This is a genomic window from Synechococcus sp. R55.7 (assembly GCF_047461955.1).
Taxonomy (GTDB): domain Bacteria; phylum Cyanobacteriota; class Cyanobacteriia; order Thermostichales; family Thermostichaceae; genus Thermostichus.
In genome coordinates this window covers 1-5087 of sequence record NZ_JANSIC010000189.1, presented here as the reverse complement: position 1 = coordinate 5087, position 5087 = coordinate 1, and the positions used below count along the sequence as shown (strand labels likewise).

General features: G+C 57.6%; 6 protein-coding genes. 4 read left to right on the top strand and 2 right to left on the bottom strand.

The features are described from left to right. Positions 1 to 559, bottom strand: a 559-nt coding sequence (locus tag NW820_RS09910; RefSeq protein ID WP_414407396.1) for a transglycosylase domain-containing protein, incomplete at its 3' end; no start/stop codon positions are given. A 247-nt stretch (positions 560 to 806) separates the two neighbouring features. On the opposite strand from NW820_RS09910, the gene tyrS reads away from it, so the two are divergent. Then, entirely contained in the window at positions 807 to 2003 is a 1197-nt protein-coding gene (tyrS, locus tag NW820_RS09905; protein WP_414407397.1) for a tyrosine--tRNA ligase, read from the top strand. Between the two features lie 39 nt (positions 2004 to 2042). Here tyrS and NW820_RS09900 read toward each other — a convergent pair whose 3' ends face one another. Next, on the bottom strand, positions 2043 to 2753 hold the full coding sequence (locus NW820_RS09900) for a hypothetical protein (RefSeq protein WP_414330718.1): 711 nt from the start codon (positions 2751 to 2753) through the stop codon (positions 2043 to 2045). A 447-nt stretch (positions 2754 to 3200) separates the two neighbouring features. On the opposite strand from NW820_RS09900, the gene NW820_RS09895 reads away from it, so the two are divergent. The 3 genes from NW820_RS09895 to NW820_RS09885 form a co-directional block, all read left to right on the top strand. Continuing rightward, entirely contained in the window at positions 3201 to 4259 is a 1059-nt protein-coding gene (locus tag NW820_RS09895; protein ID WP_414407395.1) for a vWA domain-containing protein, read from the top strand. 155 nt (positions 4260 to 4414) lie between these two features. After that, positions 4415 to 4603 (top strand): hypothetical protein, encoded by a 189-nt coding sequence (locus tag NW820_RS09890; protein ID WP_414407394.1) that lies wholly within the window; start codon positions 4415 to 4417, stop codon positions 4601 to 4603. 17 nt (positions 4604 to 4620) lie between these two features. Continuing rightward, a partial coding sequence (locus NW820_RS09885) for a hypothetical protein (protein WP_414407393.1) occupies positions 4621 to 5087 on the top strand: 467 nt, incomplete at its 3' end.

Here is a 5087-nt window from a genome sequence, read left to right as displayed (position 1 = left end):
GGGTACGCTCCGGCCTCAAAAACAGGTTCTTGACCAACTGCATTGTCAGGGTGGATCCCCCCCCCGCCGAGCCTATACCCCCCTCCACACTGCCTAGGATCGCCCGGCCCAAGCTGACCGGATTAATGCCTGGATGGGTGTAAAAGTGGCTGTCTTCAATGGCCAGCAAGGCCTTTTTCATCTCCGGCGAGACCTGTTCAAGGGAGATCACTTCCCGGTTGGCCTCCCCGTGTAGGCTGGCAATGGGCTCGCCCCGAATATCGACAATGTGGGTGGTGGCAATGGGCACGTAATCCCGCAATTGATGCACGTCCGGCAAGTTGCGGAAGCTAATGGCCAGCCCCACCAATCCGGCAGCCGTTGCCGTGGATCCCAAGAGCAGGGATCCCAGCAACAGATTGCCCACCACACCGGCAACCTGGGCGATCCGGGAGGGGCGGGTGGGTGGGGTATAGTCGGCATGCTCGTCAAACCCCGATCCGGAAAAAAGGGAATTGGAGACACGCTCCAACCCCGGCTTTCTCGCCCGGCGGGCCAATGGTCTGCGACCGTAGGTCACGTCAAAAACCCTGTCACGTCCGTGTTGCAAAGCAACAACAAGCCAGACCCATTATAGGGCGGCGTCTATTGGGGCAGCAGGATGGCCAACCCTGCCCATCGACAACTCCAACCGGGCTAGGGGGAGAAGATCTTGAGTTGAGAATCGAGCATCTTTTGCGTGGGCTTAAAATTGCTCATGGGTTCAGCCGGAGGATCAGGCTTTGAGTATATCGTCAGCCTCAGTTTCGCCAGCGTACCGGGATCCGTTGATAGCCCAAATTGTTGAGCGGGGGGTGGCCGAGATCTTTCCGGGAGGGCCTGCTGCCCTGGCGGAGCGCCTGGCCACAACAAATCGTCCCTTGCGGGTGAAGCTGGGCATCGATCCCACCCGACCGGATCTACACCTGGGCCATTCAGTGGTGTTGCGCAAGTTGCGCCAGTTTCAGGATGCGGGCCATGTGGCCATTTTGCTCATTGGGGACTTCACGGCGCTGGTCGGGGATCCCACTGGCCAATCGGAGGCCCGTCCCCGCCTCACCCCGGCAGAAGTGGAGGAAAACGCCCGCACCTATCTGGAGCAAGCCGGCAAGATTTTGGATTTTGAGACCCCCAGTCGGCTGGAGGTGCGCCGCAACAGCGAGTGGCTGGCCCGCCTGACTCTCAGTGAGCTGATCGAACTCCAGGCCCAGATGACGGTGGGGCAGATGCTGGCCAAAGAAGACTTTGCCCAGCGCTACCGAGCTGGAACGCCAATTTATCTGCACGAATTTCTCTATCCCCTCCTGCAGGGCTACGACTCGGTGGCTCTGGCAGCCGACGTAGAACTGGGGGGAACCGACCAGCGCTTTAACCTGCTCACCGGGCGAGATCTGCAAATTTGGAAGGGCCAAGCGCCGCAGTTCTGCGTGACGGTGCCGCTTTTGGAGGGGTTGGACGGGTACCAGAAAATGTCCAAGTCCAAAAACAACTACGTGGGGCTGACTGAGGATCCCCTCACCATGTACTCCAAGCTGGAGAAGGTGCCGGATCACCTGGTGGAGCGCTACTTTGAGTTGCTCACCTCAGTGCCCCTTGCCGAGCTGCCGCAGGATCCCCGCCAGCGGCAGATCCTCCTAGCCAAGACCCTAGTGGCCCAGTTTCACTCCCCTGCAGCGGCAGAAGAGGCCCAGCGCACCGCCCAAGCCCTGGTGCTAGACGGTATTCTTGCCGAAACGGGATCCATCCCCACCTTTGCCATCGATGGGTTGTCTTACCCTGTTAAACTCAGCTACATCCTGCGTGAGTGTGGCCTGTGCAAGAGTGCCGCCGAGGCCCGTCGGCAGATTCAAGGGGGCGCCGTGCGGCTGGATGGGCAAAAGGTGGAGGATCCCGACCTGGAGTTTGCCCATGCCTCGGAGCTGGCCGGGCGGATTTTGCAGGTGGGCAAAAAGGCCTTTCGTCGGCTAGTGAAAGGCGCAGATTAGTCTTCCCCTCTCCCTGTGGGAAAGGGGTGAGGGGATCCATCAACGGGCAGGCTTGAAGCCGAGTCCGGTTTTTTTCTGCCTGGTCTTGGCTGGGGGATCGGACAGAGGAGAAGCTGACGAAGTTGGCGGGAAAACGGGCTCCGGTTTGGGCCGGATCGAGCCCGCCTCGGCTACTGCCTCAGAGAGCTTTTGCCGCACCAGCTCCTGAGTCTCCAAAATGTTGGGATCCGCCGCCCATTCCGGGGCCTCTCGAACGGGATCATCCTCGGAGGTGAACTCCAGGTCGTAGGTCTCGGCGCGGTAATCGAGGCTGAAGCATTCCCAAGCCCGCAGACTGTAAAAATAGGGGAACAAACGCACAATGCGCTCAATATCCAGGTGCGCAGCAAAGCGACGAAAAGCCTCTTCTTCAGACACCGGAAAAGGGGCGTAGTGTTCTGAAACAAACCACCGCAAGAACTTCCGCGCCTCTGGGATGATCTGCTGGGCAGGCAGGGATCCCAGCACCGCTGCGTTGAAGCAGTTGACCAACAGGTGCTCCAGCATTACCGCGTTGTACTCGGCAAAGCAGGTTTGCTCGCGGCTTTCCACCGGCTGCCAGGGCATGTTGCCGTTGGCGGCAATGAGCAGGTGAACCAGGTCATGGGAGGGGTTGGTTTGGATGTAGCCGTGCCCCTCCAACTTGGCGCCATCGCAGCTAAAGAGCTGGTGTTGGGGGCTCCAATAGAACTTGAGTTGCTTTGCCGCCATGTTCAGTTCTCCTCCTCACCCAGGGGATCCTTTTAGAGCTTACACCTGCACTGATGAGCTGCTATGAACTATAGGCCACGGAGGAGAGCGCCGGCTTATTTGACAATTGGTCAGCGAGAACGCTTGCCACAAGTGGCAAAACAAAGGGGTCTTTATCTCGAAGCAATTCTCGGAGCAGACAGGCTTTAGCCGCCCTACTAGGCTCAAAGCTGAGACCCGCTGTGCTCGCATTGTGAAAAAAGATGAACTCGAGATCCTCTAACTGCAGTAAAAATCTCTACGCCTACACCAAGCGCTACAGTAGCTTTCGGAATTACTGGGTGGTATTGTAACTCCCTACTTTCATGCCACCCCACTATGCTTGCACTGGCAGCTGCAATGACTGTAAAAATACAGCCCGGTCAAGTAAAAAGCCAAAAAGCTGGTTGGCTGCTTCTCCTGGTGCTCGTGGGAAGCTGCCTTGTCGGCTGTGGCTCTTCCGGCGGTAAAGGCATTGAGCCGTCTGCTGTGGGATCCCAAGCTCGCCTGACATTCAATGGCGCTCTGACCCGCTCCTTTTCTGGCACACAAGGGGAAATGGAGTTCAACATCGCCCTCTTGCAAGGCGGGGATCCGCCCCAACCAATAACCCAGCTCTCTGCCAGTCAGGTCAGCCTGCAGGTAAACCGGGTAACCGATTTGCTAGGGATCCCGCAGCCGGTAGCCTTGACCCTGACACCCACCCGGATCGAGAACCCCCCGCCGGATCTGCCTCAGCGGCCTTTGCTCATGGCTGTGCTGATGGATGGCTCAGGCAGCTTGCTGGTTTTGGATCCCCAATCTCGGCGCTTCCTGGCTGTTTTTCGGCTCCTGGATCAATTTCGCCCTGCACTCCTGGATCTGGGCGCCATTCTGCGCTTTGACAACCGGGGAGCAGGCTTTGGCGTTACAGCCCTGGGGCAGCCTCTGCGCACGGCTCAGCTGTTGCAAGACTTCACCAGCGACAGAGAGCTGCTGAGACGAGGGGTTTTGCGTGCTGTTCCCGGAGGGAACACCGCCCTTTACGATGCCACGGTAGAAGCCGGGCGTTTCTTGAGCGACTTTCGGCCCACCGAGCGTTTCAACCGCCGCTTGGTGGTATTCACCGATGGGATTGACAACGAAAGCACCCGCTCCATCAACCAAGCTACTCAGGAGCTGACAACTTTGGCCAGAGAGCGAGGACAAAAACTCACCGTGTATGTGGTTGGGTTGGGGGTCGATTTGAATCTTCTGGAGTTACAGCGTCTGGCTGCAGCTACTGAGGGGACTTTTGTGCTGGCACGGTTTTCTGAAGGGCTGGAAGCTCCCTTTGCCAACTTATTCCCTGCTGCTATTGGGGAGCACCGCCTGCAAATGAGGGTGCAAAGCAATGTTCCGCTATCTGCTGGTTCTTATCTTCTCAGTGGCGAGCTGAGAGTTGAGAGAGAAGGCAGCCGTTTTGTGGCGCCATTCAGCGACGCTGTTCTCACGGTGGGATCCCGCTAGAGTCATTCCGCAGGCTGACAACATCCCCAATCGAGAGCGAGGCGATAAGCAAATGTTTCGACGACTCGGTATACCCAGAAGATTTTGGCAACCGGCTGCGCTTGTCCTGGCGGCAGTGCTTACAGGTTCCCTAACGGTTTTCCTGAAAGGTTGCGGTGGCACCTCCAGCAGCCCCTCGACTGTGGGGTCGCCGCCAAGGGATCCCGGCTCTGGCTTTGCCTCTGCCATTTTGGGGTTGGTGGTGGATCCCTTTGCTCAGCTTTGCCCGCCAGGCTCAACAGCCGCCCTTTGCCCAGGAGGGCCGCTTTTTTCAAGAGGCAACAAGGTTGAGTTGTTCAACCTAAGCTCAAGAGGGGACATTTTGTTCCCTGCCCTGTCAACTGCTGCTTTAGAGGGCAACTTGCGGTTCACCATTCCCTTTTCCGGATCGATTATTCAACCGCCGGGGAAATTGGTATCGGTTCAGTCCAATCTCCTGGGCCAAGGGCGTCAGTCCGGCCAGTCTATACCCCTGCGGGGATTTGTTTTCAGTGCTGCTGTGGATGTTTCCCCTTGGAGTGAAGCCCTTTATCGCATCTTGCTGCGGGAGCGGGATAGAGTACCTTTCTCCAACTTAGCTCCCCCCGAAGTTAGGGATCTGGAGAATATTCTGTTTGTCAGCGTACCTCTTTCCAGAACAGCCCGAGACCTGGAGGAAATCATTACGGACATTATTCGACAAGCGGATCAACTTAGTTTTAATCAGCTTCGCTTTGTGGAAGATCTCATTCGCGTTTGCTATGCCCCAGAAGGCAATCAATCGGATCAGCCCTGCCGCCTCCGCATTCC

Bases quoted from the DNA above. Each gene is read 5' to 3' on its own strand.
- NW820_RS09900 (WP_414330718.1), bottom strand. From the start codon at position 2,753: ATGGCGGCAAAGCAACTCAAGTTCTATTGGAGCCCCCAACACCAGCTC.